Genomic DNA, 26900 nt, shown 5'->3' on the forward strand with positions numbered 1-26900 from the left:
TCGCGGCCGTTGACGAGCGATGTGCTTGGCTGATGACCCAAGAAGCTCTGGTTTCGCGCACGACGTACTTCCACTGGCTTCCCAATGCGTAATGTCCAATCTTTACTTCATTTTCGTATGATCCGGCGCTTTCCGCAGCTGTACCACGGCGAACTGTATGTCCTGCTGGCCCTGATCGAATGTTCAAGGACAGAAGGGAACACCTGCCCGGCCCCTTTGGAAGTGCCAGCGGCAGTGAACCGGAAGTACAAGCAGGCTCTGGCCGATCTGGCGCAGACCTTGCCCACACAGCTGGCGCTGGCGGATGACAGCACCCCCGATGGGCTGGGCCACGTTCAGGCCATGCTGGCTCTGCTGGCTTTCGGGCACGGCCAGGCGTATGCGGCGCATCTCTGCTGGGGCGCCCAGACCATGAATGCTGACCTGAGCCTCACGGCACCCCTGCGTGACTATGAAGCGCGTTCCGGCCGAACCGCGCTGTCGGACCAGCTGAAAGCCCGCCGGAGGGGCGGGCCTTGAAAGCGGAGCTGTAGGGCTTTACACCCGCAGCAGGCGCTGCAACTCCGTCACGCTGGTCTGGCTGGCGGGGGCGTCCAGGGCCACCTCGCCGTCGCGCAGGGCCACGATGCGCTGGCCCAGGTGCAGGGCCTCGTCCAGCTGGTGGGTCACGAACACCACCGTCACGCCGGACTGGCGCCACAGGGTCAGCAGTTCGTCGGCCAGGGTGGTGCGGGTGGCATGGTCCAGGGCGCTGAAGGGTTCGTCCAGCAGCAGCAGGCCCGGGCGCGTGACCAGGGCGCGGGCCAGGGCCACCCGCTGGCGCTGCCCGCCCGAGAGTTCATGCGGGCGCCGGCCCTCGTAGCCGGCGAGGCCCACCTGCCGCAGGGCGTCGGCCACGCGGCTCTGGCGTTCGGCGCGGGGGCCGGCGCGCAGGCCAAAGGCCACGTTGCCCGCCACGGTCAGCCACGGAAAGAGCGCGGGTTCCTGCTGCACCAGTGTCAGGCGCGGGTGGGGCCCCCGGATGGTTTCGCCGCCCAGGGTGATCTGCCCGGTCTGCGGGCGTAGAAAGCCCGCCAGCAGCGACAGCAGGGTGCTCTTGCCGCTGCCGGACGGGCCCACCACACACAGGAATTCGCCGGCTGCCACATGCAGGTTCAGCGGCCCCACCCCGGCGCCGGTGGCTTTGCGGCCGTGGTAGCGGTAGGTCACGCCGTCCAGCGTCAGGGGAGCCCCACCGCGCGCGGCGGCAGAAGCGGCAGCAGGCCCGGCAGCATTCATGGTGGTGGTCATTGTGGCACCTCCAGGCCGTAGTCGCGGCGCACCCGGCCCTCGAAGGTGCGCAGCAGGGCGTCAAACAGGCCGCCAATCAGGCCAATGATGATGATGGTGGCCAGCACCAGCGCCACGTTGGCTGTGTTGCGGCCCACTTCCAGCTGCTCGCCCAGGCTGGCGACCCCGCCGATCAGGAGTTCCCCGCCCACCAGGGCCCGCCACGCGAAGCTCCAGGCAGTGCGCAGCCCGGTCAGGATGTTGGGCAGCGAGGCGGGCAGCAGCACCCGCAGGGTCAGGCCCAGCGAGTTTGCTCCCAGCGTGCGCCCGGCCACGCGCAGGGCGGGCGGCACGTTCAGCAGCGCGCCCGACACCGCCAGGGCCATGGGAATGAACCCTTCCAGAATCACCACGGCCAGCGCGGCGCGTTCATTCAGGCCGAAAAACAGAATGGCAAACGGCACAAAGGCAATGCTGGGCACGCTCTGAATGCCCGTCAGGTACGCGCCCAGGGTGGTGCGCAGGGGCCGCCACGCGCCCATCAGCAGGCCCACCAGTACCCCCAGCGCCACCGCGATCAGGTAGCCGGTCAGCATCCGGCGCAGGCTGCCGCCGATGGCCGACAGCAATTTGCCGTCCTGCGGGCCACTGCCCCACAGCCCGTAGCTGATCTCGGTCCAGACCGCCTTGGGCCCCGGAAACACGTAGGGCGGGTACAGCTTCAGCACGTCGGTGAGCAGCCACCACACGCCCAGAATCAGCACGAGGCCCAGCAGTTGCCAGCCCAGCGCCACCCAGCGCGAGGGGCCGCGCGCCGGGCGGCCAGGGCCCGCATGGTCAAGCGTGGTCATGTCCAGGCCTCACTTGCGAAGAAACGGAGTGAGGTCCGGGGCGCTGCGGGCGTAGCCGGCTTCCACGTTCAGGGCGGCGTATTCCTTGAGGGCCGCCGGGTCCAGCGCGGTGGTGAAGCGCGTGCGGGCAAAGGCGCGCTGCAGCACGCGGGGATCAATCTTGGCGCCCGTCAGGGCCAGCAGCTGCTTGTTGACCGCCGCCTGGGCCGCCGCCGGGCTCTTGTTGATGAACGCCACGGCGTCGGTGTGCGCTTTGAGGAACGCGGTGACCAGCGCCGGGTTGGCCTGGGCGAACCTGGCATTCACAATCACGATGGTGGTGGGGTAGTTGCCGCCCCGCCACACGGTTTTTTCCGTGCCAATGATGCGGTGGCCCTGCGCTTCCAGCACCGCGCCCCAGGGCTCGGGGACCAGCGTGGCCTCCACGCGTTTGGCCGCAAAGGCAGCGATCACGTCGGCGGGAGCCACAGGCGTGATGGTCACGCTGCCGCCGTCGGTTTTGGGCTTCAGGCCGTTCTCGTTCAGGATGTGGCGCAGGCTGATGTCCTGGGTGTTGCCCAGGGTGGGCACCGCCACGGTCTTGCCGGCCAGGTCCTTGTAGCTCTTGATGGCGCTGTCCTTGCGCGCCACCAGTACGGCGCCTGCCTCGCTGGCCCCGGCGATGATCTGCACTGGCATGCCGCGCCCGATGGCATTGATGGCCGGCCCCGGCCCGATGTAGGCGATGTCAATCTGCCCGGCCGCAAAGGCTTCGGTCAGCGTGGTGCCTGAAACGAACTCCTTGGGCTCCAGCTTGACCTTGCCCAGCGCCTTTTGAAAGGTGCCGCGTTCCAGGCCTACCAGGGCGGGGGCGTGGGTGAGGTTCGGGAAAAAGCCCAGGCGCACGCTCTGCGCCTCCTGGGCCGAGGCGAGGCTGGGCAGGGCGAGGGCCAGGGCAAGGGTCAGGGCAAGTCGGGTCATGGAACCTCCTAAGAAATCTTGGGCGCACTCAGAGATGCTGCATTTCACGGTGGGGGGCGGGCCGTCACGTGTGACCACACCCGCCCCACCTTGAGGGCTTCTTAAGGCCTGATCAGGGACATGAGAGCGCGGTGGGTGTAGGACCAGCCGGCCCCCCACCGCTTCCCTAGCGCCTCAGACCGGCTCGGCGTAGGCGGCGCGCAGCACCTCGGCCACTTCCGGGCGGGTGAACTCGGCGGGCAGCGGCTCGCCGGCGCGCAGCTTCTCGCGGACCTTGGTGCCGCTCAGCACGAGGTGGTGCGAGGCGTCGTGCGGGCAGGTGCGGGGGCTGACCAGTTGCCCGCAGGAATTGCAGTAAAAGGTGTGCTCGAACTTCAGAATCTGGATCCCCAGTTCCTCGGGGGCGTAGGCGCTGAAAATTTCCTGGGCGTCGTAGGTGCCGTAGTAGCTGCCCACGCCCGCGTGGTCGCGCCCCACGATGAAGTGCGTGACGCCGTAGTTGCGCCGCGACAGGGCGTGCAAAATGGCCTCGCGCGGGCCCGCGTAGCGCATGGCGGCCGGGTACACGCTCAGCAGCGTGCGTTCCTGGGGGTAATAACCCTTCAGCAGCACCTCGTAGGCCTGCACGCGGGTGTCGGCGGGCACGTCGTCGCCCTTGGTGCTGCCCACCAGCGGATGCAGCAGCAGGCCGTCCACCAGTTCCAGCGCCACTTTCTGCAGGTACTCGTGGGCGCGGTGAATGGGGTTGCGGGTCTGGAACGCCACCGTCGAGCGCCAGCCGCGCGCTTCAATGACCTCGCGCACCTCGGCGGGCGTGCGGTGATGGCGGGGAAAGGCGCCGCGCGGCACCTCGAACAGCGCCACCTCGCCGGCCAGATACACGTCGCCCTGGGCATACAGCGCCGCCACGCCGGGGTGGGCCTCGTCGGTAGTGCGGTAAACCTCCTGGGCTTCCAGGGTCTTGCGGGCATCGAAGGCCTCCTGCACCTCAATCCAGCCCACGTCCTGGCCCCCGAAGGTCAGGACCACGCGGCCACGGGCGCGCGCGGCGTCCTCGCCCGACACGGGCAGCGTGATCGGAATGCTCCAGGGCGTGCCGTCCGCAAGGCGCAGGCGCGAGAGGATGCTGAGGTAATCGGCCTCGTTCACGAAGCCGCGCAGGGGCGAGTAGGCGCCCGTGGCCAGCATCTCCAGATCGGCTGCCGAGCGCTCGCTCAGGGCCAGACGGGGCAGGCCGGCCAGTTCAGCGGGGTCGAAATCGTGACCGGGGCGGCGCAGGCCGCTGACCAGGGTGCCGCCAAGCGGCGCGGGCAGAAGGGTGGATTCGGGCAGCAGGATGGTCATGGCAGGGGCGTCCTTGGGGGCAGGGGTGGGTGCAGAGGGTTGTGGATGAAAAGACTCAACTATTGGGGCAAAGAAAGGGCGGGGCAGATCAGCGGGAACGGCGACATCGCTGGGCAGGTCGCGGGCACCACCTCACAGGCGGCCTTCCCCGGCCCACAGGCCACATTCGGTCTTGCCTTTCCCTGCCCAGCGGCCCGCGCGGGCGTCCTCGCCGGGGCGCACGGCGCGCGTGCAGGGCCAGCACCCGATGCTCAGAAAGCCGTCCCAGTACAGCGGATTCACCGGCAGGTCGTGGTCGCGGGCGTACGCTTCCAGCTGTTCACGGGTCCAGTGGGCCAGCGGGTTGATCTTCACCCGCGTGCCGCCCTCTTCCACAAAGGGAATATCGGCGCGGGTGGCGGCCTGGTCGCGGCTGCGGGCGTTCAGCAGCGCAGAGGGGGCCTTTTGGCGCAGATACGCCTGCAGCGGCGCCACCTTGCGCGCCGCGCAGCAGGCATCCGGGTTGCTGGCGTACAGCGTGGGGTCGGTCTGCCCGTCGTCCGGGTGGGCGCCCGCATTCAGCGTGACAAAGGTCAGCTGCGGGTAGCGCGCCGCCAGCCGGTCGCGGGTCGCCAGCGTTTCGGGAAAGTGGAAGCCGGTGTCCACGAACACCACCTCGCCCTGGTAGCCCGCCTGCGCGGCGAGGTCCAGCAGCACTACCCCGTTCAGGTTGAAGGCACTGGGCATCAGCAGGTCCGGGTAGGTGTCCAGCGCCCAGCGGATGATCTCCAGGGGCTCGGTCCCCGGGGAAAAGGTGGTGGGGGAGAAGGAGGCGAGGGGAGCGGGCGCAGCAGCCTCCGCACCGGCGGGGCCATCCGCCATCCGCCATTCGCCATTGGCCTCTATCGCCGTCACAGCCCCAGCGCCCCCAGCAAGCGCGCCACACCCTCCTCCACGCTGATCTGGTCGGTGCGCAGGTGCAGGTCTGGCTGTTCGGGCGCCTCGTAGGGATCGCTCACGCCGGTAAAGTGCGGGATTTCGCCGGCCAGGGCCTTCAGGTACAGGCCCTTGACGTCGCGGGCGGTCACCACGTCCAGCGGGGCGTCCACGAACACTTCCAGGGCGTTCGGCAGCCCAGCCAGCACCTCGCGCCGGGTGTCGGCATACGGACTGATGGCGCTCACGAGTACGGTGACGCCGTGCCCCGCCAGCAGGCCAGCCACGAAGCCGATGCGGCGCACGTTGGTATCGCGGTCCGCCTTGGAAAAGCCCAGGCCCTTGCTCAGGTTCTCGCGCACGGCGTCGCCGTCCAGCAGTTCGGTGGGAACGCCGCGCGCGAGCAGCTCGGCGTGCAGCGCGCTCGCCAGGGTGCTCTTGCCCGCGCCGCTTAAGCCGGTCAGCCACACCACGCGGCCGGTGCCCACTGCGGGACGCTCTTGCAGGGCGGTCACGCCGTCACCAGTTCACGCGCGGCCAGCACGGTGTCCGGGGTGAAGCGCTCGTGGCCCACGCGGTCGGCGTACTCCACAAAGCTTTCATCGGGGCGTTTGTTCGCCTGGAAGTCGGCCAGCACAGCTTCGGTGTAGGCGTTCAACTGCTCGGCGGGCACCGCACCCTTGAGTTTGGTGCCAGTGCGCTGCGCCTGCCCAATGCTGCCGGCCAGATGCACGTTGTAGACCTCGTGGACAGTGCCGTCCTTGTCGGTGCGGTTGGCGCCCATGAAGCCCAGGTCTGCCACCTGATAGCGCGTGCAGGCGTTGGAGCAGCCCGTGAGGTTGATGGTGAAGGGCACGTCCAGCGCCATTGTCAGCGGCTCCAGGTGGTCCACCAGCGCGGCGGTGCGGGCCTTGGTCTCGGTGAGGGCCAGCCGGCAGAACTGGTTGCCCGTGCAGGCGATGGTGGTGCCGCGAAGGGTGGTCTTGGGCGCCAGATTCAGCGCCGCCAGGGCCTCGCTCAGGGCGGCCACGTCCTCGGTCTTCACGTGCGGAATCACCATGTTCTGGAAGGCAGTGGTGCGCAGCACGCCCTCGCCGTAGCGGTCCGCCAGATCCGACAGCGCCCGGGCCTTGTCGGGGTTGATGCGGCCCACGGTGGTCGCCACCACCACGTAATTGCGGCCGTCGGCCTGCGGGTTCACGCCCAGCACGTCATTGCCGCCGAAGCGGGCGACAGGCGCGGAAGGGCCGTCGGGCAGCTTGCGGCCCAGGTACTCGGTTTCCACGATCTCGCGGAACCTCTCCACGCCCAGGTCCTTGATCAGGAACTTCAGGCGGCTCTTCTTGCGGTTCTGGCGGTAGCCGTGGTCGCGGTAGGCGGCGGTGATCGCCTGTCCCACCTCCACCACCTCGTCGGGGCGGATAAATACGCCCAGACGCTTGGCGAGGTGCGCCACGGCGCCCAGGCCGCCGCCCACCCACACGTCAAAGCCCACCTCGCCGTTCACCCGGTGCGCCAGAAACCCAATGTCGTTGATGAGGTGAATCCCTTCCAGTTCCGGGGTGGCGGTCAGGCTCATCTTGAACTTGCGCGGCAGGTCCTGAAAGTCGGGGTTGCCGGTCAGGGTGCCTTCCATCGCAAAGGCAATGGGGCGCACGTCGATGATCTCGCGGGCGTCCAGCCCGGCCAGCGGCGAGGCGATGACCGCGCGCACCGTGTCGCCGCACGCGCCCTTGGGGTGCAGGCCCAGCGGTTCCAGGCGGTCAAAAATCGCCGGAATCTTGTCAATGGTCAGCCAGTGAAACTGAAAGGCCTGCCGGTCGGTCACGTCCAGAAAGCCGCGCCCGTACTCTTCGGCAATATTGGCCACCTCGCGCAGGGTGGCGCTGGAAAACTCGGCGGCCGGCACGCGCACCCGCATCATCAGGTAGCCGTCTTCCTGGGGGCGCTGGGGATAAACGCCGGCCCACTTGAGCAGGTCAATACGCTCGGGGTCAATGAAGCCCTGGGCGGCGTACTGGGGAATCAGGTCGAAAATCTGGAACGGGGGCACTTCTTTTTTCAGCGCTTCAATGTCGGACATATATGGACTTCCTTAGCGGTGCAGGAGGGCGAAACGCAGGCGGCGGTACTGGAAGTACATCAGGCAGCCCACGCAGATTTTCTGGGAGAGGTTCAGCAGCGCCAGGGCCACCACAGTCATGCCCAGCACCGTACCAGCCAGCCAGAGACCGGCCAGGGACAGCGCGGCGCTGGCCAGCAGGAAGGTGCCGCCCACGCCCTGCGCGAAGTGGTGGGCGCGCGGGTCTTCTTCGACCACCTCGGGCCTCAGGCCCAGTGCGGGCCCCAGCATCCGGTACGCGGCGCGCAGGGGCGACCACGCTGGGCGCAGGGCCCCCAGCAGCATGAACGCGCCCAGCACCAGCGTCAGCCAGGGCATTCGCACCGCCAACGCCAGCAGGGTCACCGCCACCACCGTGACCTGGTTGAATTTCAGCGCACTCAGATCTGTGCGCGCAGGCTGGGCGGGAGAGGCAGGGGCAATCATTGACAAAAAAGGTAAACCTTTATGGGCGACAAAACAAGTCAACTATTCGCCTTTTGTGGGGACCTGTCTCGGCAACCCGTGGCCCGGGACGGCGGGCTACAGTGGGGGGTCTCCAGTTGGCGCGCCTGGTGGCCTGCGCGTTTTTCTCCCCTTGCGCGCCAGCCTGGAGGCGGTTCTGTGCGTACATTGCAAAAGATTCTTCTGTGGGGTGCTGCCTGTGGTGCAGCGACGCTGGCGCCTGTCGTCCTGGCAGGGTCGGCCGCTGCGCCGCGCACCCTGAGTTTTACTGTGGGGAGCGCCGGCCAGGACATTGCGGTCCAGCCCGGCGACCGGCTGCAATTCACGTTGAACACCTCGGCGGGCACCGGCTACACCTGGCGGGCCCTGGAAGTAGACCCGGCCTACCTGACCCTGATCGAGAAACGCACCCTTCAGGTGGCCCCCGCCGCTGGCCGCGCGCCGGTGGTGGGCGGCGCGGGCCCGGCGACGGTCTACACCTATCAGGTGGTCGCGCCCCTCAAGCGCGGCAGCCTGTCGTTGACCACGCCGATCTTTTTTGCCCAGGTGCCCCCGGGCCGCGCGGGGGCGGTACAGGTGCAGCTGGTGCAGTTCAATCTGGTGGCCCGGTAGCGCCGCAGGGCCGCTGCGAAGAGAGGGGCGGCGTATTACACTGCCCAGCGTGAAGACGTTTAGCGTTCAGGTGGGTCACGTGACCCGTGACCTGCCCATCGTGCCCGTGGCCCCGGGGGTCAGCGTGGCCCTGTTCAACATGCTGGGTGACACCGAAGTGACCGAGGAAGCCGGGCGCGAACTGGCCGCCCGCCTGCCCGCCGACATTGACGTGCTGGTGACCCCCGAGGTCAAGGCCCTGAGCCTCGCCCACGTGATCAGCCGCGAGAGTGGCAAGCCGTACATCGTGATTCGCAAGACCCAGAAGCCCTACATGGTGGACCCGGTGGCGCGCGAGGTGGTGTCGATCACCACCGGCAAACCGCAACTGCTGGTGCTCGACGGCTTCGATGTGCAGAAGATCCGGGGCCGCAAGGTGGCGATTGTGGACGACGTGGTGTCCAGCGGCGGCACGCTGCATTCCATCCGCCAGATTCTGGAAGAGGTGGGCGGGGAAGTGGCCGCCGTGGTGGCCGTGTTCACCGAAGGCCAGGAGCGCCCCGAGGTGACGGCGCTGGGGCACCTGCCGCTGTTCGAGTAATTCAGTTCCAGCCCTGAAACGGCGCGGCGGTCTTGCAGTGGGAGGGCCGCCGCGCTGCTCTGCCGCCCCGCCCCTGACACAGGTGCGTTAGCCTATGCGCCATGACCACCCAGACGCAGGAACTGACGGTAAGCATCGGCGGCGTGTCGCGCACCCTGCCCACAGTGCGCGCGGGCAACCTGGGCCGCGTGCCCCTGGTGGAATTCATTGGCGACAGCGAATTCACCAACGCCGTGGCGCAGGAGATGGTCGCGCTGATTCCGCAGGGCACCGAACTGCTGCTGACAGTGGTGACCAACGCCCTGCCCCTGACCCACGAACTCAGCGACCGCTCTGGGCTGCCCTACGTGTGCGCGCGCAAGAAGCGGCGCACCTACATGCAAGAGCCCCTGATTCAGGATGTGCCCAGCATGACCCTGGGCGTGGCCGAGACCCTGTGGCTGGACGGCCCCCACGCCGCCCGCCTGAAGGGCAAGCGCGTGACGATTGTGCAAGACGTGGTGGCCTCGGGCGGCACAGCGCAGGCCCTGGCCCGGCTGGTGGAGCGGGCCGGCGGCACCCTGAACGGGTATCTGGCTGCCTTCCGCCAGGGGGAGAGCACCCTGCCCGTGGTGGCGCTGCAGGACCTGCCCCGAACGCTGTAAGCGGGCTTTGGCCCGAATCGTTTGCGAGAACGATTCAGTCCGAGCGAGGGAAGCAGATGAGCCAAGTCTGTGCCCAGTGCTCGCACGGTAGGACAGTTCCGAAGGTGCGAGCTCTAGGGGTGGGAAGTTCTAAGGCGTGGTTCCCGAAGTAAGTGTCGTGGCTGTGCGGGATGCGCGGCGGGGGCGACGCCACAGCAGGTCGGCGGTCACCCGGGCGCCCTGGCGCTTGCTGGGCATGTACCAAGCAAAAAAGGCCAGCCGCAGCACCCAGGCCACGGGGCCTTTGAACTGCAGCCCCAGCAACTCGGTAATGCCGTTCAAGTGCCCCAGGCTGGCGCTTTGCCCCAGGCCGCCGTAGGCGAAGGGGCGCAGTGGCTGGCCGCGCAGGCTGCGCGCCACGTTGTTGCCGGCGCACATGCCATGTTTCATGGCCCATAGCGCGTTGACCGGGCAGTCGCCGGGCCGCTTCGGATGTGCCACCTGCGCGGCGTCTCCGCCCGTCCAGATGTTTGTGTGGCCCGGCACACGCAGATACTGGTCCGTGAGCAGGCGGCCAGTGTGAGGATCGCGCATGGCCTCGGTGCCGGGGAGGACGGCTGGCGCGATGCCGGCCGCAAAAAGCGTGAGGTCGGCCGGAAAGAAACGGTCATCCTGGGCGTGGGCCCCGCCACTGGTCACCTCGCGGATTCGCACGCCCTCGTGAAGCTGAACCCCCAGCCCCTGCAGGGACTGGCGGGCATGCGCTGCCAGTGGGGCCAGCGCTGGCCCCAGCGTTTCCAGAACCAGGCCACTGCTGAGCAGATGAATCTCGCCGCCCAGGCCCTCGCGCTGCTGCCGTTCCCGGAGGGCGGCGGCCATCTCGACCCCCGCGTAGCCGCCTCCAATGACATTGATCGTGGTGGGCTGGCGGGCCTGAAATCGTGCGTGCAGTTCGGCGCGGAATGCCCGCATATCGCGCGCGTCCTTGAGGCAGCGGCCGTGTTCACGCAGCCCGGGGAGGCGATCAAACGGGTCCACCGAGCCTACGCCCAGGATCAGATGTTCATATGCCAGCATCTGGACTTGGCCCTCTTCACTGTGGACCTCCACCTGTTGCCGCTGGGCGTCAACACGGGTGACCGTGCCTTGCAGATAGCGGGCATGGGGGATAAGGGGCGGCAGGGGCGTGAGGGTATGGGCCAGGGGGACCAGCTCGCCCAGGCCTTCGCCGGTAAAGCCGTGAAAGGTGTGGTAGGGCAGAGTGCTCACCACGGTGATCTGTACTTGGCCGCGCTTGACCTGCCGGCCCAGGCGCCGCATCAGGGCGCGGTAGGCGTCCAGGCCCACGTAGCCCCCGCCCACAATGACGACCTGCGCCGCACCGCTCACGCCTGGGCCCCGCTCAGCGCTCCCAGCGCAGGGAGAGGGGCTGGCGCGTCGTCCAGCGTCACGGGCTGGCCGAACGAGTGGGGCTCGGCCAGGGTGAAACCCAGATGCCCGAACTGGGCTGCCAGCGCCAGCATGTGTTCGGCCTGCTCCACGCTGGGCCGACCCAGCGAAAAGTGGCCCTGCTGGCCGCTGAGCCCCAGCAGCAGCGTTTCGGCGAGGCAAGCGTAGGCCACCCCTTGCGGCAGGCCAATAAAGCCTTTGCGATGTACGCCGGGCACACTGACCAGCCCGCCGTCCACCACTCGCACGTCGGGTCGTTCCTGCAGCAACTCTGGACGGGTATTGCGCGGCTGGGTGTCATCCAGCACCACGGCGCCCTCTTTCAGGTGCTCGCTGCGCAGCACGGCGTCGGTGGCGCTGGTGAGCAAAATCACCAGATCGGCTTCACGCACGCGGTTCATGTCGGTGGTGATCTGGGACCGGCCGGCAGGGAGGGTGGCCTGCAGGGTGCGCAGGCGCTCTTCGTTGCGGGCCACCAGCAGCAGCGGCTGCGCGGTGCGGCGGGCCAGCAACTGGGTGAGGCAACTGCCCACGCTGCCGCTGGCGCCCACGAGTGCGATGGTGGCGTTACTGGGGCACAGGCTCAGCAGCCGCTCGGCGCCCAGGAAGGTCATGGCGGCGGTAAAGGCGTTGCCGTTGGTGATGCCCACGTCGGTGCGGTGGCGCAGCGCCATACCGCCTGCAGTGGCCGGCGCCGTGAGCGCCCCCAGCCCCACCGTTCTGGCGCCCAGCCCCACGGCCTTGGTCACGGCCCGGTCAATGATGCTCTGAACACGGCGTCCGCCTTCCAGCAGGGCTTTTGGCGTCAGGGGCACGGTGAGCAAGTAGGCCGCCACCTGTTCAGGCTTGTCGCTGTAGCGCAGGGTGCCTGTCACTGGGGCCGGCAAGGACAGGCGGCCAAGTGCGGTCTCATAGGCGCGGTTGGGGATCCAGCCGAAGGGGCGGCAAATGTCGCCCAGGTCGCGGGAAACGTTGGTCCGGGGATGGACCAGGAAGGCGACGGCGTGACGGTCTTGGGTGGACAAAGACAGCTGTTGCGACATAGAGACCTCATCTCGGCCTATGAAGACCGGGGGAATGGAACTGCAGAGTGCGCCCACGGGCGTGATCGCTCCGTGACCGGCTGTCTCGACACACGACAAGGCCAACGGGAGCAGCTGCCACCGTTGGCCTTGACTCTGGGATTAAGTTACACTGAGTTGAAAATGAAGTAAATAAAGGCCCCTGCCGGGTGTTCTCATGTGAGGGACAACTTCTATTGCCTTACCGCCCCGGCTCGATGATCACCTTCCCCGTGGTCTTGCGGTCCAGCAGATCCTGAAAAGCGCGGGCGCTGTCGGCCAGGGCGTAGGTGGGCCCCACCTGCGGCACCACCTGTCCACTCGCCACCAGTTGGCCCAGCACCTGCGCGGCCTCGGCGGTGGCGTCGCGGTCACTCATCAGGCTGGTCAACCACAGGCCAGTGACCGTCAGGTTGCGCTTCATCAGTTCCACCGGGCGCAGCCCTGCCTGCTCGCGGCTGGCGTTGCCAATCACGATGATCCGGCCCCGGTGGGCGGCCATATCCAGGCTTTCCTGAAAGCGTTTGCCCCCCACGACTTCCAGAATGAGCGGCACGCCTTTGCCCCCGGCGGCCTCGCGCACCTTCTGCACCCGCCCGGGGTCATCCTGCAGCAGGGTCACGTCGGCGCCCAGGCGGCGGGCGATCTCCAGCTTCTCCTCGGTGCTGGCCAGCGCGATGACCTTCAGGCCCAGCGCCTTGGCGAGCTGCACGCTGGCGGTGCCCAGGGCGCCGGCGGCTGCCTGCACCAGCACCCACTCGCCGGCCTGACCGCGCCCCAGCGTTTTCAGGCCGTGGTAGGCCGTGAAGTACGACACCGGAAAGGCCGCTGCCTGGGCTGCACTCAGTGTCTGGGGGACGGGGATCAGACCGGCGGCGTTCACGGTGGCGTAGTGGGCCAGCGCACCGCTGCCGCCCAGGGCCGCCACGCGCTGCCCAGGCTGCACGCCCCGCACGCCCTCGCCCAGCGCGTCCACGATGCCGGCAAATTCCATGCCGGGCGTGTAGGGCAGGCGGGTGCGGGTCAGGTACTCGCCCGCCACCGCCAGGGCGTCGGCGAAGTTGATGCCCACGGCTTCCACGCGCAGGCGCACCTCGCCGGGCCCGGGCTGGGGCACGGGTGCGTTCTGCAGTTGCATCACGTCGGGCGGGCCCAGGCGCTCCACCCGGATGGCCTTCATCAGCTCGGTCATGGGGGCAGCATACCCCAGCGCCGCCAAAAGTGAACGTCAACGTGCATTCTGAACGTGGGCGTGTTTGACCACCCCAAGGGGGCCGTGAAAAGCTGTGGCCCGCCTAACACTCGTTTTTCAGCAAGGAGGCCCACCCATGACCCAGACCCCCCTGGTCGAGCAGTCCCGCCACGACGACATTCTGGTGCTGACCATCCACAACCCGCCTGTGAACGCCTTTTCGCCCGGTGTGCCCGAGGGCCTCAAAGCCGGCCTGAGCGCCGCTGCCGCCGACGACCGCATTGCCGCCGTGGTCATCATTGGCGGGGGGCGCACCTTCGTGGCGGGGGCCGACATCAAGACCTTCGGCCTGCCACGCGAGCAGGCCCCGGACCTGCGCGGCACCGTGCAGCAGCTGGATGCCTTTCCCAAGCCCACCGTGGCCGCGCTGCACGGCACGGCGCTGGGCGGCGGTCTGGAACTGGCCCTGGCCTGCAGCTACCGCGTGGCCGTGCCAGACGCCCGACTGGGCCTGCCCGAAGTCAAACTGGGCGTGCTGCCCGGCGCTGGCGGCACCCAGCGCCTGCCCCGCGTGGTGGGAGCGCAAAAAGCCCTGGACATGATGCTGAGCGGCGCGCCCATTAAGGCCACCGAAGCCAAGGAACTGGGGCTGGTGGACGACCTGATTGAAGGGGACCTGCTAGAGGGGGCCCTGGCCTTCGCCCGCCGCGTGGCGGCGGTGCGTCCCCTGCCGCGCATCAGCGAGCGCGCTGTGGACGGCGGCTCGCCCGAGGTCTTTGCCGCTGCCCGCGAAGCCATCAAGAAAACGCACCGGGGGCAGCTGTCGCCCTCGCTCATCATTGATCTGGCCGAGATGGCGGCCACCCGCCCCTTCGAGGAAGGCTGGCAGGCCGAGGCGCAGAAGTTCATGGAAGCGCGCGAGTCGCCGCAGTCGCGTGGCCTGCGCCACCTCTTCTTTGCCGAGCGCGAAAGTGCCAGGATTCCGGGCCTGGGCAAGGACACGCCGCTGCTGAACATCCGCCGCGTGGGCGTGATTGGCGCGGGGACGATGGGCGGCGGGATCGCCATGAACTTCCTGAACGCGGGGCTGCCTGTGACCATCGTGGAGACCACCCAGGAGGCGCTGGACCGGGGCCTGGGCGTAATTCGCCGCAACTATGAGAGCAGCGCCAAAAAGGGCCGCCTGAGTGCCGACGACGTGGAACGGCGCATGGCCCTGCTGACCCCCAGCCTGGACATGGCTGACCTGAAGGGCGCCGACCTGATCATCGAAGCCGTGTTCGAGGACATGGGGGTGAAAAAGGACATCTTCACGCGCCTGGACGCGCTGGCCAAGGACGGCGCCATCCTGGCCACGAACACCAGCACCCTGGACGTGAACGAGATTGCCGCCGTGACCTCGCGCCCGGAACAGGTGATCGGTCTGCACTTTTTCAGCCCCGCCAACGTGATGAAGCTGCTGGAGATCGTGCGCGCGGAGAACACCAGCGACACGGTGCTGGCGACCTGCATGGCGCTGGCGAAAAAGATCGGCAAGGTGGGCGTGGTGGTGGGCGTGTGCGACGGCTTTGTGGGCAACCGCATGGTGCACCGCTACGGTGAGGAAGCCCGGCGCCTGGTGGACGAAGGCGCCAGCCCAGCAGACGTGGACGCCGCCATGAACGCCCTGGGCCTGCCGATGGGCCCTTTCCAGATGACCGATATGGCTGGCCTGGACATCGGCTACGCCATCCGCGTGCACCGCGCCCGGCAGCGCGGCGAGCCAGAGCCTGACGGCTGGCTGGACCGCATCGTGAAGACTGGGCGCAAGGGCCAGAAAACCGGCGGCGGCATCTACGACTACGACGAGACCCGCAGGCCCCGCCCGAATGCGGAGATGCAGGCCCTGATCGAGGCCTACCGCGCCGAGAAGGGCATCACGCCCCGCTCCATCAGCGCCGATGAGATCACCCGCCGCCTCACCGGCACCCTGATCAACGAGGGCGCCCGGATTCTGGACGAGGGCGTTGCCCAGCGCGCAGGCGACATTGACGTGATCTACATCTACGGCTACGGCTTCCCCGCTTACCGGGGCGGCCCCATGCACTACGCGGGCGAACAGGGCCTGCAAACGGTGGTGGACGACCTGAAGCAGTACGGGCACACGCCCGCGCCGCTGCTGGAGCGCCTGGCCCGCGAAGGCGAGACATTCGCTGACTTTGACCATGAACGGGCCAAAAGTTCTCAAAAATGATAACATCCGGGGTAAGGGATGCCGCGCAAGCTCCGTGAACTGATCCGGGATCTGGAGCGGGCCGGCTTCGCGGAACAGAGTGTGCGGGGCAGTCACCGGAAGTTCGTGCGCGGCCCAGTGACCGTCATCCTGAGTGGCAACCTGGGCGACGACGTGAAGCTTTATCAGGAAAAGGCGGTGCAGTCCGCCATCGAGAGGGACTCGTGAGCTATCTGACCATCGTATCGGCAGGCGAGCGAAACTGGCAGGCGCTGGTGCCCGAGCTGCATTGCATCGTGACCGCCAGCAGTCGGGATGAACTTCTGCGCCTGAGCCGGGAGAGTCTTGCGGTGGCCCTGGAGGACAGAACCGGCCACCAGCCTGCAGTGCATCAGTTGGCCGATGTGGCCCCTGAAGTGCGCCGTGAACTAACGGGAACAGAGGAAGTGCTGTTCCTGGACCCTGCACCTATGAATCCCGTCAGTCTGGCCATTCAGGCGGCCCTGGACCGCGCCGGCATCTCTCAGGCCGAACTGGCCAGGCGCATGGGGACCAGCCGGTCGGCCGTTCACCGTCTGCTCAATCCGTTTTACTGGGGCCACTCGCTGGAACTCCTGCGCCGGGTGGCCGAGGCCCTGGACGCCCGCGTACACGTTACGTTCGAGGCCCAGGCCTCCTGACGCCCAAAAGGAAGGAATCTATGCCTGAAGCTGTCATTGTGTCTACCGCCCGCACGCCCATTGGCAAGGCGTACCGGGGCTTTCTGAACGACACCCACGGGTCGGACCTGGGGGCGCATGCCGTGACCCACGCCATAGCGCGCGCGGGCGTGGACCCCGCCGAGATTGAAGACGTGATCATGGGTGCCGGCAACCCTGAAGGCGCCACCGGCAGCAACATTGCCCGGCAGATTGCCCTGCGTGCGGGCCTGCCGGTGTCGGTGAGCGGGATGACGGTCAACCGCTTCTGCTCCAGCGGCCTGCAGACCATCGCCCTGGCGGCGAACCATGTCATGACCGGGCAGGGCGACGTGTTCGTGGCCGGCGGCCTGGAAAGCATCACCCTGACCCAGAGCGAGCACGCGAACAAGTACCGCCTGCGCGGCGAGTGGCTCTCCGAACACAAGCCCGAGATCTACATGCCCATGCTGGAAACGGCGGAAATCGTGGCGCGGCGCTACGGCATTTCCCGTGAGCAGCAAGACGAGTACGCCTACCACTCGCAGATGCGCACCGCCCGCGCTCAGCAGGCCGGGCTGTTTGAGCACGAGATCGTGCCCATGACGGCTGGCATGAAGGTGCAGGACAAGGCGACGGGCGAGGTGAGCGAGCAAACGGTCACGCGCACGCTGGACGAGGGCAACCGCCCCGACACCACGCTAGAGGGCCTGGGCAAACTCAAGCCGGTGTTCGAGGGCGGGGTGATCACCGCCGGCAACGCCTCGCAGCTCAGCGACGGGGCGGCGGCCGTGGTGGTCATGAACGCCGACGTGGCACGGGAACGGGGCCTGAAACCGCTGGGCCTGTTTAAGGGCTTCGCCATCGCCGGCTGCGAGCCCGACGAGATGGGCATAGGCCCGGTATTCGCCGTCCCCAAGCTCCTGAAGCGCCACGGCCTGAGTGTGGACGACATTGACCTCTGGGAACTGAACGAGGCGTTCGCGGTGCAGGCCCTGTACTGCCGCGACCGCCTGGGCATTGACCCGGAAAAATACAATGTCAATGGCGGCAGCATTTCTGTGGGCCACCCCTACGGCATGAGCGGCGCCCGCCTGACCGGCCACATTCTGCTGGAAGGCCAGCGCCGGGGCGCCAAGCATGTGGTGGTGACCATGTGCATTGGCGGCGGGATGGGCGCTGCGGGGCTGTTTGAGGTGCTGTAAGGGGCGTGGATTGTTGGGCATAGGGAAGGGGCTTCTGTGGGGGCCCCTTTCTGCTGGCGGGTCACATTTGCTTAACGTTAAACGATTAGAGTAATGGTATGACTCCTTCCCTCGTTCCCCACGGGCTGCACCATGTGACCGCCGTGACGGCCAATGCCCGCGAGAATCTGCGCTTTTACACGGGCGTGCTGGGCCTGCGGCTGGTCAAAAAGACGGTGAATCAGGACGACGTAACCGCCTATCACCTGTTCTACGCCGACGCCGAGGGCAGCCCCGGCAGCGACCTGACTTTTTTCGAGTGGCCGGTGCCGCCCGAGCAGCGCGGTAACCACTCTATTTCCCGTACCAGCCTGCGCGTACCGGAGGGCAGCCTGGACTGGTGGCAGGCGCGCCTGGAAGGTCAGGGCCTGCGGGTGGCCCCGGTCACGCGCGCCGGGCGACTCCATCTGGACTTTCAGGACCCCGAGGGCCAGCGCCTGAGCCTAGTGGAAGGGGGCCCGGCTGGCGTGCCGTGGGCGGGCAGCCCAGTGCCGGCCGAGCACCAGATCCTGGGGCTGGGGCCTGTCGAGTTGACGCTGCCCAACCTCTTTCCCACCGGGCGCGTGCTGGAAAAAGCCTATGGCCTGCACGCCGCAGACACCTACGCCGACCCCGAGGGGGAGGCGCGGTCCATTCACGTGTACCGCATGGGCGAGGGCGGCCCACACGCCGAGCTGCACCTGCGCCTGGACCCTGCCCTGCCCCCCGCGCGGCCTGGGGCGGGCGGGGTTCACCACCTCGCGTTGCGGGTGCCAGATGACCAGTACCACGCCTGGGAGGCCCACCTGCGCGGCCTGGGCCTGCGCACCAGCGGCGAGGTGGACCGGCACTGGTTCCGCAGCATCTACTACCGCGAGCCCCAGGGCGTGCTCATTGAACTGGCCACCGATGGCCCCGGGTTCGCTGTGGACGAGGACCCCGCCCACCTGGGTGAGACCCTGATCCTGGCCCCGTTCCTAGAGCCGCGCCGCGCCCAGATTGAAGCCGGATTGACGCCGCTGGAATAGATGATATGGCAGCATAAAGAGCAACGCCCCTCATTCGCAGAGAGGCGTTGCTCTTTATGCACTCAGTCAGGTGAAACAGCATCACCTGTGGCCACGCATGATGTGTAGACCGGAATATAGTTCTGTGACGTCGCGCTGTCCGAAGCCGAGCCGCTGCTGACAGTGACTTTCCCATTAAAACGTCCGCGTTGAACGTTGGACGTGTTGACATAACGGTAGCGTAGATTGATATCCACGTCTTGAGGGCTCACACTCGCTGGCAGTACGCTGCTGTCAATTACGTAATCAATAAGGAAGTTGCCACGGCTGGACGTGCGGAGATCGGCTCTATTAAATTGTTTGACCGACTTGGACTGAGAAATATCCCCCGTCAATTCCAAAGTCACAAGGTCAAAACCGCTACCGGCGAACTCAGCCACCACTATATTTTGCGTTGTGCTGGTACCGTCACTAAAAAGTGTGCGGTCGCATGCCACGTAAGCATTGGTGCCCTGTTGGATATAGGTTGTTCTTAAGCGAACGCTGTCATTGTTGACGTAATCAGGTGGAACCACTACAACGTTACAACTAGCTAGGGTCACACCAAGGGCTGCCACTGCTGCGATTCTCTTCATGGCTCTCACTGTGCATCCTCAGGCTGATCCAAACGTGACGCCCGCCTGAGAGATGCTTCAGGCGGGGCAAATATTGGGAAAAGTGCTTAGGCCATGGCCAGCGGTGCACTCAACGCTGCCGAGGCCGGGTCCAGGCGCGGCAATTCGGGCAGCTCGTGGCCCTGGGCGTCCAGAATCTTGCCGTACATCATGTGCGGGGTGGCGTGCTCAATGCGCACGGCGTAAATGCCGGCGCGGTCTGCCCCCAGAGCCTTGGGCACCACGGTGGGGTGGTTGCCGCGCGTGTGCCCTTCCAGAAAAGCGGGGTCGTGGGCGTCGCCGCGCAGCAGGACTTCCTGAGTGGTGCCCACTTTCTCGGCGTTCTTGCGCGCGCTCCACTCTTTCTGCCGGGCGATCAGGCGGCTGAGGCGCTCGGTCTTGACCTCGCGGGGCAGGTCTTCAAAGTGCTTGTAGCTGGGCGTGCCGGGGCGGGCGCTGTACGCGAACATGTAGGCGCTGTCGTAGCCCACCTCGTCGTACAGGCTGAGGGTCTCCTGAAAGTCCTCCTCGGTCTCGCCGGGAAAGCCCACGATGATATCGGTGGCCAGCACGGCGCCGGGCAGGTGCCTGCGGATCTCGGCAATGTGCGAGAGGTACTTCTCGCGGGTGTACTCGCGGGCCATGCGGCGCAGTACGCGGTTGCTGCCGCTCTGCACGGGCAGGTGCACGAACTCGCAGATGGCGGGGGTTTCAGCCATCGCAGCGGCCACGTCCTCGGTGAAATTCATGGGGTGGCTGGTGGTGAACTTCACGCGCCGCACGCCGCTCTGGCCCACCAGGCGCAGCAACCCTGCAAAGCTGGGGTAGCCGCCCAGGCGCGCGCCGCCGTCCACGCCGTAGGCGTTCACGTTCTGGCCCAGCAGCGTCACTTCCTGCACACCCGCCGCCAGCAGCGTGTCCAGTTCGCGCAGGATGTCGTCCGGGTGGCGGCTCACCTGCGGGCCGCGCGTGGTGGGCACGATGCAGTAGGTACAGTGGTGGTCGCAGCCCCGCATGATCGTCAGGTGCGCCTGCAGTTTGCCGGTGGGCGGCGGGGGAATGTGGTCGTGCAGCTCGTCCTTGAAGGCCAGGCCCCAGAAGCGCTCGTTGCCTTCCAGCGCCTTGCCAATATCCAGCAGGCTGCCGGGCCCCAGCAGCACATCCACGCCGAATTTGCGGGCCATTTGCTGGCCTTCGTCCAGCTGCGCGAGGCAGCCCATCATGCCCACCACCAGGGGCCGCTGCGCCTTGGTCTTGCGCAGGGTGCCCAGCACGCTGCGGACCTTTTCCACAGGTTTGCCCCGCACCGCGCAGGTGTTGATCAGCACGAAATCGGCCTCGTCCACCGTATCCACGATGTCGGCCCCGAAGCTGACCAGTTGAGACTGAACGAGGTGCGTGTCGTACTCGTTCATTTGACAGCCGTATGTAATGAGATGCGCCTTGATACCTATCAACTCCTTCAGCCTGACGGAGGGATTCCGGGGCCTTTGGCGCGCCCTGCGTGGGTGCAGGGGCGAACGCTGAATTGTACTGTGTGCGCCGGGCCGCTGCGCGTTTCCTGGCGCGCCCTACGGCACCCATTTCAGGGTGAGGGGATAGCGCACCGCATTCACGGTGAGGGTGCCGGTCAGGAGGTTACGCACCTGCACCGCGCTGAGGGTGGCGCTGGCCTTCAGGGGAATATTGCTGATGCCAAAGCCCAGCACGCTGGCGTTCAGGCGCGCTGTCTCGGCGGGGGTGATTCGTGCCGTCAGGGTGTCACCCTCTGGGCCGGGGAGCAGGGTGCCTTCCAGCACAAAGGTGTCGCCGCTGCTGAGGTTGCGGTAGGCCCCCTTGACCTCGTGGGTCAGGGGATTGACGGTGTAGGTCACGCGCACGCGCTGGGGCAGCAGTAGGACCCGCAGCTCGCCCTCGTAGGTCACCACCGGTTGGGCCTGCGGGGCGGGGGCGCAGGCGGCGAGACCAGCGGCCAGCGAGAGGCAGAACAGCCGCTTCACTGCGCACCCTCCAGCCCCAGCGCCAGCCCCAGCAGGCGGTCGTCCTGCCCTGCGCGGCCCACCAGTTGCACGCCCACAAAAGGGGTAGGCGAAGGCCACGCCACCACGGGCACCCCCAGGAGGCTGAAAGGCGCGGTCAGCCTCAGCACAGCGCGGCGCAGCGGCACAGCCCCGCCGGGCAGTTCCAGTTCCTCCTGGCCGATCAGAGGCGGCGGGCAGGGCACGGTGGGGGCCAGCAGCACCTGGGCGCGGGCGAACAGGGCGTCCAGGTCGGCGCGGTAGGCCGCGCGGCGGGCCTGGGCGGCCTCGCGCTCGGCTTCGGTCAGGGCCGCGCCCTGCTGCAGGGCGGCCAGGGTGAAGGGCAGGAAAGGCGGGTCGGCCTGGGCCAGTGCAGCCCGGTGTACCGCCGCCGCCTCACCCAGCACGGTGGGGGAGTAGGCGTCCAGCACCTCGGGGAAAGTGACGGGCTCGACCGTGGCCCCCAGGGCCTGCACCTGCGCGGCCACGGCGTGCGTGGCGGCCTCCACCTCCGGGGTTACCCAGCCGCTGGGGAGCCACAGACCCACCCGTACCCCGCCCCACGGCGCCGGCTGGACGGGCTGGCCGGTCAGGGCGCCGTGCACCCGGGCGATGGTCTGCACGTCGCGCGCCAGCGGGCCTGCATGATCGCAGCTGGGCGAAAGGGGCAAGATGCCCTGCGTGGGCCACGCCGGATGATCCTTGGTGGGTTTGAAGCCGGCGACCCCGCACCACGCCGCCGGAATGCGGATGCTGCCGCCTGTATCGGTACCCAGGGCAAAATCCACCTGTTCCAGCGCCACGCTGACGGCCGCGCCGCTGCTGCTGCCCCCCGGCATATGGCCGGGCCAGAAGGGATGCTCGGTGCCCCCGTGTCCGTTGTGGCCGGTGATCCCCAGCGCAATTTCATGCAGGTGGGTCTTGCCAGTGGCGCTGGCGCCCAGGGCCAGCAGACGGGCCACCAGGGGGCTGGGCCCGGGGTCGGGCACGGGGGCGCGGGTGCTGGCCTGCAGCGGCCAGCCGGGCACGCCAAACAGGTCTTTCACGCTGAAGGTCAGCCCCGCCAGGGGGCCCTGGGCCGCCCCGGAGAGGGGAGAGGCCGGGCGGTAGGCCCAGGCGCGCTGCGGGTCGGGGAGGGGGGGAGCACTCACGCCCTTCAGGGTAAGGGAGGGGAGTGGGGGCTGGTTGGGACGGCCAGGGGAGGCCTTGGGCGTAGGGGGAATGGGGGAAACGTGGTGGAGGCTGCCTGTTCACCCCCATCCGGCCTCCCCCATCAAGGGGAGGAGAAGAGAAGGCAGTGGGGGCCGTCTCCCTGCCGGGCGCGGAGAAAGTTCTCGCTGCGAGAGGCCGAGTACAGGTCAACAGCTGGGGCATCCCAAGCAACCTCTTACCGCACTTGATTGGAAGCGTGCTGCGCTGTCACCTGCATTCGGTCACTGACCTCAGAGCCATGCAGTGCTGCCCCGACCGCGCTTCGTGTTCAGAACGGCAAGATGGCCGGCTGCTTCCATTGCCCTTGCGCCAGCGTGAACGGGCCAAAGGCCTGCAGCCCCAGCGGGCCCAGGTCGGCGCTGAATTGGCCGTCCAGGCGGTAGGTGACCAGCTGGCCGCGCGCCACCTTCAGGAACGAGGCCGCCGTGTTTAGCGACACCGGAATGGAGAGTTCGGCGGGCTGCAGGGCCTCGCCGCGTGCCGGAAGCGCCACGTTGGGAAAGCTCACCTGCCCCACCTCGAACCCGTCAATCACCAGCGCGCCGCCCAGGTTCGCCAGCCGCAGCGGCAGGGGATTGGGGTTGGTCACGCGCAGGGTGACGCTCAGGTCGGCCACAGGGGCGGCGCCCAGGCCGCCGGGCAGGGTCAGGCGGGTCAGACGGATGTCCTCCACGGCCACCTGCGGCACCTGAAACACCTGTTGCAGCGGCGCGCAGGCGCTCAGCGCCCCACACAGCACAGCGGCGAAGGTCACGGGCAGAAGGCGGCGTCCGGGCATACCCCCACCTTAACGCGCCCGCCTTGCCCGATCCTGACCGGTGCCCGCGCCACGTGGCCCTGCTACGCTGCCCCCATGCACCGCTTTGCCCCGCGCCTGTTGCTTCCCCTTCTCTCTGGCCTGCTGGCGGGCGCGGCCCAGGCGGCCACCCTGGAGTTCGGGGTGGCGTATACCCGCCCCGGCAGCCCCCTGTGGGCCCGCGCTGGCATCAGCGATGTGGAGGTGCTGGGCGGCACCGCCGCCTTTGGCGTGGGCACCCGGGGCGCCGATCTGAGCTACGGCCGGGGCCTGGCCCTACCGCCGCTGGGGGCCGTGGGCGCGCGCAGCAGCCTGCTGGTGACGTGGCAGGGCGGCGTGCGCGCAGGCAGCCGCGTGACCGGCAGCCTGGGGCCTGTGGCCCTGAACCTGGGCCTGAGCGCCTTTACGGTGGCGGCGCAGGCGGCCGATCCACTGGCCCCCTTTGCCGAGGCCTCCACGGACCTCCGGGAGCGCGGGCTGAGCGGCGACGTGGCGGTGCGCTACCGCCTGTCGCGCGATCTGGTGGCGGTGGCGGGCGGCGAGTTCGGCGCGCAGCCGCACCTGCTGGCTGGGGTGGAGGGCCGCCGCGTGCTCACCCGCGCCGTGCCCGCCGGGGCCGAGGCGCCCGTGCCCGAATCCGCCCCCACCGACAGCGCCCCGGCTGACGAGGCCCCCACCGAAGAAACGCCGGCCGCCGAACCTGAGCAGGAGACGGTGGGCACCCTCTCGTGGCGCCTGGGGGCCCGTGCGGGGCGCGGGGTGCTGGGGCTCAGCGGCGGCCTGGGCTACGCCACCGAAAGCGGCCTGAGCCTGGGCCTGGACGCCCTGGTGGGCCCGCAGACCTTCGGGGTCACAGGCAGCGTGTCAGCTGCCGAGGTGCTGGGCGAGGGCAGCACCCTGCGCCTGTACGCCGCCTACGAGCCCTGGCGCACGGCCAGCACGCCCCTGCGTGCCGGTCTGGAAGCCACCTGGACCGCCGGGCCGGGCACCCTGGCCCTGAATGTCAGCGGTGGGCGCACCCGCAGCGGCGGCCTGGGCTACGGCGCACGGGTCTCCTACGCCCTGCCGCTGGGCACGCAGCCCTGATCCCAGCCTGACGAAAAAGCTGCGCCAGTGCGAGGTTAAACCTGCCGTCAGGCGCCCGCATGCCTTCTCATGTGTGGGGGCGGGATACTGCCGCGTATGACCCGACGCCTGACCCTGACCCTGCTGGCCGCCCTGCTGCCGGTGGCTGGTGCCCAGACCGCCCAGGACATTCTCGCCAAGGTGGACGCCGCCCAGAAGGCTGCCAAGGACGTGTCCTTCCGCCTCAGCGGCACCGCCGCCCTGGACAGCAGCACCCAGAAAATCGACATGACCATCAAGGCCATCCCCGCCCAGAGCGTGGCCCGCGTGCAGTTCGCCGCCCCCGACGCCCTGGCCGACAACGTGGTGGTGGCCGACAAGAACGAAGTGCGGCAGTACCTGTACCTCACCAACCAGATCACCGTGACCAGCACCAAAAAGGCCGCCGACGCCGCTGGTTTCGGCTTCGACTTCACCCAGCTGAGCAACACGGCGACCCTGCTCAGCGGCTACAACGTCAAGCTGCTGGGGACCAGCGGCGCGGCGGGCGCGCGCCAGTACCAGCTGGAAGCCACGGCCAAGAGCGGCGGCGGCGACCGCACCCGCGTGTGGATCACCGAAGCGGGCTGGCGCCCCACCCGCATTCAGGTGCTCAGCAGCGCGGGCAAGACCGTGGCCGACCTGAACGTGTCCAACTACCGCGTGAACAGCGGCCTGACCCCCGCCGCCCTGCGCGCCCTGCCCAAGGACGCCCAGATTATTCGCCAGTAACAAACCGTACAGGGGTGCGCCCGGAGTCTGTTCAAGGCTCCGGGCGCACCTATGGGCTGGCCCGCTCTGACTGGTCACCAACCACAAAAAGCCCCCGCCGTGTGGCGGGGGTGTCGATGAAACTTTTTTAGGGCTGCGGGTTTTAGTTCAGGACGCGGCGGGCGCCGTCGTAGCGGGTGGCCCAGTAGGCGTTGCCGAACAGGGGCTCAATGACGGTGCGGCCCTGGTAGCTGTTGGCGTTGGCCATCAGGCCGTCGCCCAGGTAGATGCCCACGTGGCTGGCGGTGCGGCCCAGGGTGTTGAAGAACACCAGATCGCCTGCGCGCAGGTCGCGGCGGCTCACGGCGCTGCCCACGCGCCACTGCGCGGCGGCGGTGCGGGGCAGGCTGATGCCCAGCTGGCGGAACACGTTCATGGTAAAGCCGCTGCAGTCAATGCCGCCGCGCCCGGTGCCGCCCAGCACGTACCGAATGCCCAGGAAGTTGCTGGCTGCCGCGCGAACGTAGGCGCCGCCGGCCGTGCGCGCCACCGGGGCCGCCGGGGCGGCGGGCGCCGGGCGGGCGGCCGCCCCAGCGCTGCCGCCGGTGCTGAGCTTCTGGCCCACCTGAATGGTGGTGCTGCCTAAGCGGTTGAGCTTCATCAGGGTGGGGGCGTCCACGCCCGTGGCCTTGGCGATGGAGTACAGGGTGTCTCCAGGCTTCACGGTGTAGGTGGCGGCGCTGGCGGTGCTCGAAAGAGCCAGGACAGTTAGGAAGGCACGAGAGAGTTTCATCGACGGGGGCAGTTTATCGTCTCTTTATTTAGTTGTCCTTAATTCATGGAAATTTGGGGGGCTGGTATGCGCCTATACGGCGTTTATGCGTCGTCTGACCTGTACGGCCTCCCCTTTATGAGCCTCCTGCGTTCAGGATTCTCAAGTCCAGGCTCATGTTTTCAGATCACTGGCTTCTGCCGTGACTCAGGCACTTTTCGCTGAATGCCGAGTTTCCGATATTCTCATTTTACTCATCATGGCTTTGGGTGGTCATCTTTTGGCGGATGCGGGGTGCCCATTCCAGCCGATCAAGGGGCGGCATGGAGGCGCATGCAGGACTATGCCCCGTCACGCCGCTCTCTGGCACCCCAGGTGGGACGGGGAGGGTTCGGCAGAACGCGCGCAGGGGTTAGGCTAGGAGGCAGCATGAAGGAAACCCTCTCGACCGAGCAGATTCAGCTGGGCCTGAAGCATTACCGCCGCATTGCGCGTCAGGACATGCTGCGGGCCAGCGAGACCCCCCATCCCGAGGCCTTTTTGAAGCACGCCGAGAGCCGCCGGGAGGTCTACGCCCAGTTGGGCACCGTTGCCGAGACCCACGGGCCCGACGACGTGATTGCGCACGCGCTGGAGCTTTACCGCGCGCTGCCCTTTGCCACTGGCACCCCAGAGCACGCCCACCCCGACATCAAGGGCCAGGAAAACGCCCTGGAGAACTTTTTCCTGCTGGTGGGCCTGGACCCCAAGACCCGGCGCGAGGCCCGCAGCAAGCGCCCTCGCCTCAGTCCCTGACCGGGCCCCTACACTAAGGCGCGTGATGCCCCACCCGGATTTTGTTGGACTGGTGAACACCCTGCAGGCCACCGCCGAGGCCGCGCTGGGCGACCTGAACGCGGCGACGGCCAGCGCCGCCCGCGACGGCCTGCTGGACGAGCGCCGCGCCCGCCAGACCGCCGAACGCAGCCTGAAGCTACTGACCATGCTGGCCGAGAAAACCCGGGGCAACCTGGATTTCACCGAAGCCGAACTGCTCAGCGACGCCATCACCAGCCTACACGCCCGCCTGCAGGCGCCCGGCGGCCAGGGCTAG

At 67.9% G+C, this 26900-nt stretch carries 30 protein-coding genes; 13 read left to right on the forward strand and 17 right to left on the reverse strand.

Translation table 11 applies throughout. The features are described from left to right. Positions 1 to 117 precede the first annotated feature (117 nt). Positions 118 to 519 carry a hypothetical protein gene (locus KMW22_RS12265; protein ID WP_221090340.1) on the forward strand — a complete coding sequence of 134 codons (402 nt, stop codon included), beginning with the start codon at positions 118 to 120 and terminating at the stop codon, positions 517 to 519. Positions 520 to 537: 18 nt separating this feature from the next. Here KMW22_RS12265 and KMW22_RS12270 read toward each other — a convergent pair whose 3' ends face one another. The 8 genes from KMW22_RS12270 to KMW22_RS12305 form a co-directional block, all read right to left on the reverse strand. Then, a complete protein-coding gene (locus KMW22_RS12270; protein ID WP_221090341.1) occupies positions 538 to 1290 on the reverse strand; it encodes an ABC transporter ATP-binding protein in 753 nt (250 codons plus the stop codon). Continuing rightward, a complete protein-coding gene (locus KMW22_RS12275) occupies positions 1287 to 2120 on the reverse strand; it encodes an ABC transporter permease (RefSeq protein ID WP_221090342.1) in 834 nt (277 codons plus the stop codon). The genes KMW22_RS12270 and KMW22_RS12275 overlap by 4 nt, the downstream gene beginning before the upstream one ends. A 9-nt stretch (positions 2121 to 2129) precedes the next feature. After that, positions 2130 to 3080 carry an ABC transporter substrate-binding protein gene (locus KMW22_RS12280; RefSeq protein ID WP_221090343.1) on the reverse strand — a complete coding sequence of 317 codons (951 nt, stop codon included), beginning with the start codon at positions 3078 to 3080 and terminating at the stop codon, positions 2130 to 2132. A 174-nt stretch (positions 3081 to 3254) separates the two neighbouring features. Beyond that, the gene (gene sat / locus KMW22_RS12285; RefSeq protein WP_221090344.1) at positions 3255 to 4424 is read right to left on the reverse strand and encodes a sulfate adenylyltransferase; all 1170 of its coding nucleotides are present in this window, start codon (positions 4422 to 4424) and stop codon (positions 3255 to 3257) included. A 132-nt stretch (positions 4425 to 4556) separates the two neighbouring features. After that, positions 4557 to 5285: a phosphoadenylyl-sulfate reductase gene (locus KMW22_RS12290; protein ID WP_221090443.1), complete on the reverse strand. Its 729-nt coding sequence runs from the start codon at positions 5283 to 5285 to the stop codon at positions 4557 to 4559. A 29-nt stretch (positions 5286 to 5314) separates the two neighbouring features. Next, a complete protein-coding gene (gene cysC, locus KMW22_RS12295) occupies positions 5315 to 5854 on the reverse strand; it encodes an adenylyl-sulfate kinase (RefSeq protein ID WP_221090345.1) in 540 nt (179 codons plus the stop codon). After that, a complete protein-coding gene (locus tag KMW22_RS12300; RefSeq protein ID WP_221090346.1) occupies positions 5851 to 7422 on the reverse strand; it encodes a nitrite/sulfite reductase in 1572 nt (523 codons plus the stop codon). Before KMW22_RS12300 ends, cysC begins: the two co-directional genes overlap by 4 nt. Positions 7423 to 7434: 12 nt before the next feature. Further along, on the reverse strand, positions 7435 to 7887 hold the full coding sequence (locus tag KMW22_RS12305) for a DUF4395 domain-containing protein (protein WP_221090347.1): 453 nt from the start codon (positions 7885 to 7887) through the stop codon (positions 7435 to 7437). 177 nt (positions 7888 to 8064) lie between these two features. On the opposite strand from KMW22_RS12305, the gene KMW22_RS12310 reads away from it, so the two are divergent. From KMW22_RS12310 to KMW22_RS12320, 3 genes are all read left to right on the forward strand, one after another. Next, a complete protein-coding gene (locus tag KMW22_RS12310) occupies positions 8065 to 8517 on the forward strand; it encodes a protease inhibitor I42 family protein (protein WP_221090348.1) in 453 nt (150 codons plus the stop codon). A 49-nt stretch (positions 8518 to 8566) separates the two neighbouring features. After that, on the forward strand, positions 8567 to 9097 hold the full coding sequence (locus KMW22_RS12315; protein WP_221090349.1) for a phosphoribosyltransferase family protein: 531 nt from the start codon (positions 8567 to 8569) through the stop codon (positions 9095 to 9097). Between the two features lie 101 nt (positions 9098 to 9198). Next, positions 9199 to 9741, forward strand: coding sequence for a phosphoribosyltransferase family protein (locus KMW22_RS12320; protein WP_221090350.1), 543 nt, complete (start codon positions 9199 to 9201; stop codon positions 9739 to 9741). 129 nt (positions 9742 to 9870) lie between these two features. Here KMW22_RS12320 and KMW22_RS12325 read toward each other — a convergent pair whose 3' ends face one another. From KMW22_RS12325 to KMW22_RS12335, 3 genes are all read right to left on the reverse strand, one after another. Beyond that, positions 9871 to 11109: an NAD(P)/FAD-dependent oxidoreductase gene (locus KMW22_RS12325; RefSeq protein WP_221090351.1), complete on the reverse strand. Its 1239-nt coding sequence runs from the start codon at positions 11107 to 11109 to the stop codon at positions 9871 to 9873. Further along, on the reverse strand, positions 11106 to 12212 hold the full coding sequence (locus KMW22_RS12330; RefSeq protein ID WP_221090352.1) for a semialdehyde dehydrogenase: 1107 nt from the start codon (positions 12210 to 12212) through the stop codon (positions 11106 to 11108). The genes KMW22_RS12325 and KMW22_RS12330 overlap by 4 nt, the downstream gene beginning before the upstream one ends. Before the next feature lie 220 nt (positions 12213 to 12432). Further along, complete coding sequence (locus KMW22_RS12335; RefSeq protein ID WP_221090353.1) at positions 12433 to 13422, reverse strand: NADPH:quinone oxidoreductase family protein; 990 nt, start codon at positions 13420 to 13422, stop codon at positions 12433 to 12435. A 136-nt stretch (positions 13423 to 13558) separates the two neighbouring features. On the opposite strand from KMW22_RS12335, the gene KMW22_RS12340 reads away from it, so the two are divergent. From KMW22_RS12340 to KMW22_RS12360, 5 genes are all read left to right on the forward strand, one after another. Beyond that, positions 13559 to 15655 (forward strand): 3-hydroxyacyl-CoA dehydrogenase NAD-binding domain-containing protein, encoded by a 2097-nt coding sequence (locus KMW22_RS12340; RefSeq protein WP_221090354.1) that lies wholly within the window; start codon positions 13559 to 13561, stop codon positions 15653 to 15655. Between the two features lie 18 nt (positions 15656 to 15673). Then, positions 15674 to 15862, forward strand: a complete 189-nt coding sequence (locus KMW22_RS12345; protein WP_221090355.1) for a type II toxin-antitoxin system HicA family toxin — start codon at positions 15674 to 15676, stop codon at positions 15860 to 15862. Beyond that, complete coding sequence (locus KMW22_RS12350) at positions 15859 to 16314, forward strand: helix-turn-helix domain-containing protein (RefSeq protein ID WP_221090356.1); 456 nt, start codon at positions 15859 to 15861, stop codon at positions 16312 to 16314. The genes KMW22_RS12345 and KMW22_RS12350 overlap by 4 nt, the downstream gene beginning before the upstream one ends. A 20-nt stretch (positions 16315 to 16334) precedes the next feature. After that, positions 16335 to 17516: an acetyl-CoA C-acyltransferase gene (locus KMW22_RS12355; RefSeq protein WP_221090357.1), complete on the forward strand. Its 1182-nt coding sequence runs from the start codon at positions 16335 to 16337 to the stop codon at positions 17514 to 17516. 98 nt (positions 17517 to 17614) lie between these two features. Then, positions 17615 to 18562, forward strand: a complete 948-nt coding sequence (locus KMW22_RS12360) for a ring-cleaving dioxygenase (RefSeq protein WP_221090358.1) — start codon at positions 17615 to 17617, stop codon at positions 18560 to 18562. 62 nt (positions 18563 to 18624) lie between these two features. On the opposite strand, the gene KMW22_RS12365 is transcribed toward KMW22_RS12360, so the two are convergent. The 5 genes from KMW22_RS12365 to KMW22_RS12385 form a co-directional block, all read right to left on the reverse strand. Beyond that, entirely contained in the window at positions 18625 to 19176 is a 552-nt protein-coding gene (locus KMW22_RS12365) for a hypothetical protein (RefSeq protein ID WP_221090359.1), read from the reverse strand. A gap of 86 nt (positions 19177 to 19262) precedes the next feature. Continuing rightward, entirely contained in the window at positions 19263 to 20642 is a 1380-nt protein-coding gene (gene miaB / locus KMW22_RS12370; protein ID WP_221090444.1) for a tRNA (N6-isopentenyl adenosine(37)-C2)-methylthiotransferase MiaB, read from the reverse strand. A 123-nt stretch (positions 20643 to 20765) separates the two neighbouring features. Further along, complete coding sequence (locus KMW22_RS12375; protein ID WP_221090360.1) at positions 20766 to 21194, reverse strand: hypothetical protein; 429 nt, start codon at positions 21192 to 21194, stop codon at positions 20766 to 20768. Next, the gene (locus KMW22_RS12380) at positions 21191 to 22363 is read right to left on the reverse strand and encodes an amidase (protein ID WP_221090361.1); all 1173 of its coding nucleotides are present in this window, start codon (positions 22361 to 22363) and stop codon (positions 21191 to 21193) included. Before KMW22_RS12380 ends, KMW22_RS12375 begins: the two co-directional genes overlap by 4 nt. Before the next feature lie 329 nt (positions 22364 to 22692). Continuing rightward, entirely contained in the window at positions 22693 to 23202 is a 510-nt protein-coding gene (locus KMW22_RS12385; protein ID WP_221090362.1) for an LEA type 2 family protein, read from the reverse strand. 75 nt (positions 23203 to 23277) lie between these two features. Between KMW22_RS12385 and KMW22_RS12390 the strand changes: the two genes are divergently transcribed. Continuing rightward, on the forward strand, positions 23278 to 24306 hold the full coding sequence (locus KMW22_RS12390) for a hypothetical protein (protein WP_221090363.1): 1029 nt from the start codon (positions 23278 to 23280) through the stop codon (positions 24304 to 24306). A 96-nt stretch (positions 24307 to 24402) separates the two neighbouring features. After that, the gene (locus tag KMW22_RS12395; protein WP_221090364.1) at positions 24403 to 25056 is read left to right on the forward strand and encodes an outer membrane lipoprotein carrier protein LolA; all 654 of its coding nucleotides are present in this window, start codon (positions 24403 to 24405) and stop codon (positions 25054 to 25056) included. Between the two features lie 142 nt (positions 25057 to 25198). Here KMW22_RS12395 and KMW22_RS12400 read toward each other — a convergent pair whose 3' ends face one another. Next, positions 25199 to 25828 carry a C40 family peptidase gene (locus KMW22_RS12400; RefSeq protein WP_221090365.1) on the reverse strand — a complete coding sequence of 210 codons (630 nt, stop codon included), beginning with the start codon at positions 25826 to 25828 and terminating at the stop codon, positions 25199 to 25201. A gap of 408 nt (positions 25829 to 26236) precedes the next feature. Here KMW22_RS12400 and KMW22_RS12405 point away from each other — a divergent pair, with 408 nt between their 5' ends. Continuing rightward, on the forward strand, positions 26237 to 26602 hold the full coding sequence (locus KMW22_RS12405) for a hypothetical protein (protein ID WP_221090366.1): 366 nt from the start codon (positions 26237 to 26239) through the stop codon (positions 26600 to 26602). A gap of 25 nt (positions 26603 to 26627) precedes the next feature. Beyond that, positions 26628 to 26900, forward strand: coding sequence for a DUF1844 domain-containing protein (locus KMW22_RS12410; protein WP_221090367.1), 273 nt, complete (start codon positions 26628 to 26630; stop codon positions 26898 to 26900).

Source organism: Deinococcus aquaedulcis (assembly GCF_019693445.1).
In the GTDB taxonomy this organism is placed as follows: Bacteria; Deinococcota; Deinococci; order Deinococcales; family Deinococcaceae; genus Deinococcus; species Deinococcus aquaedulcis.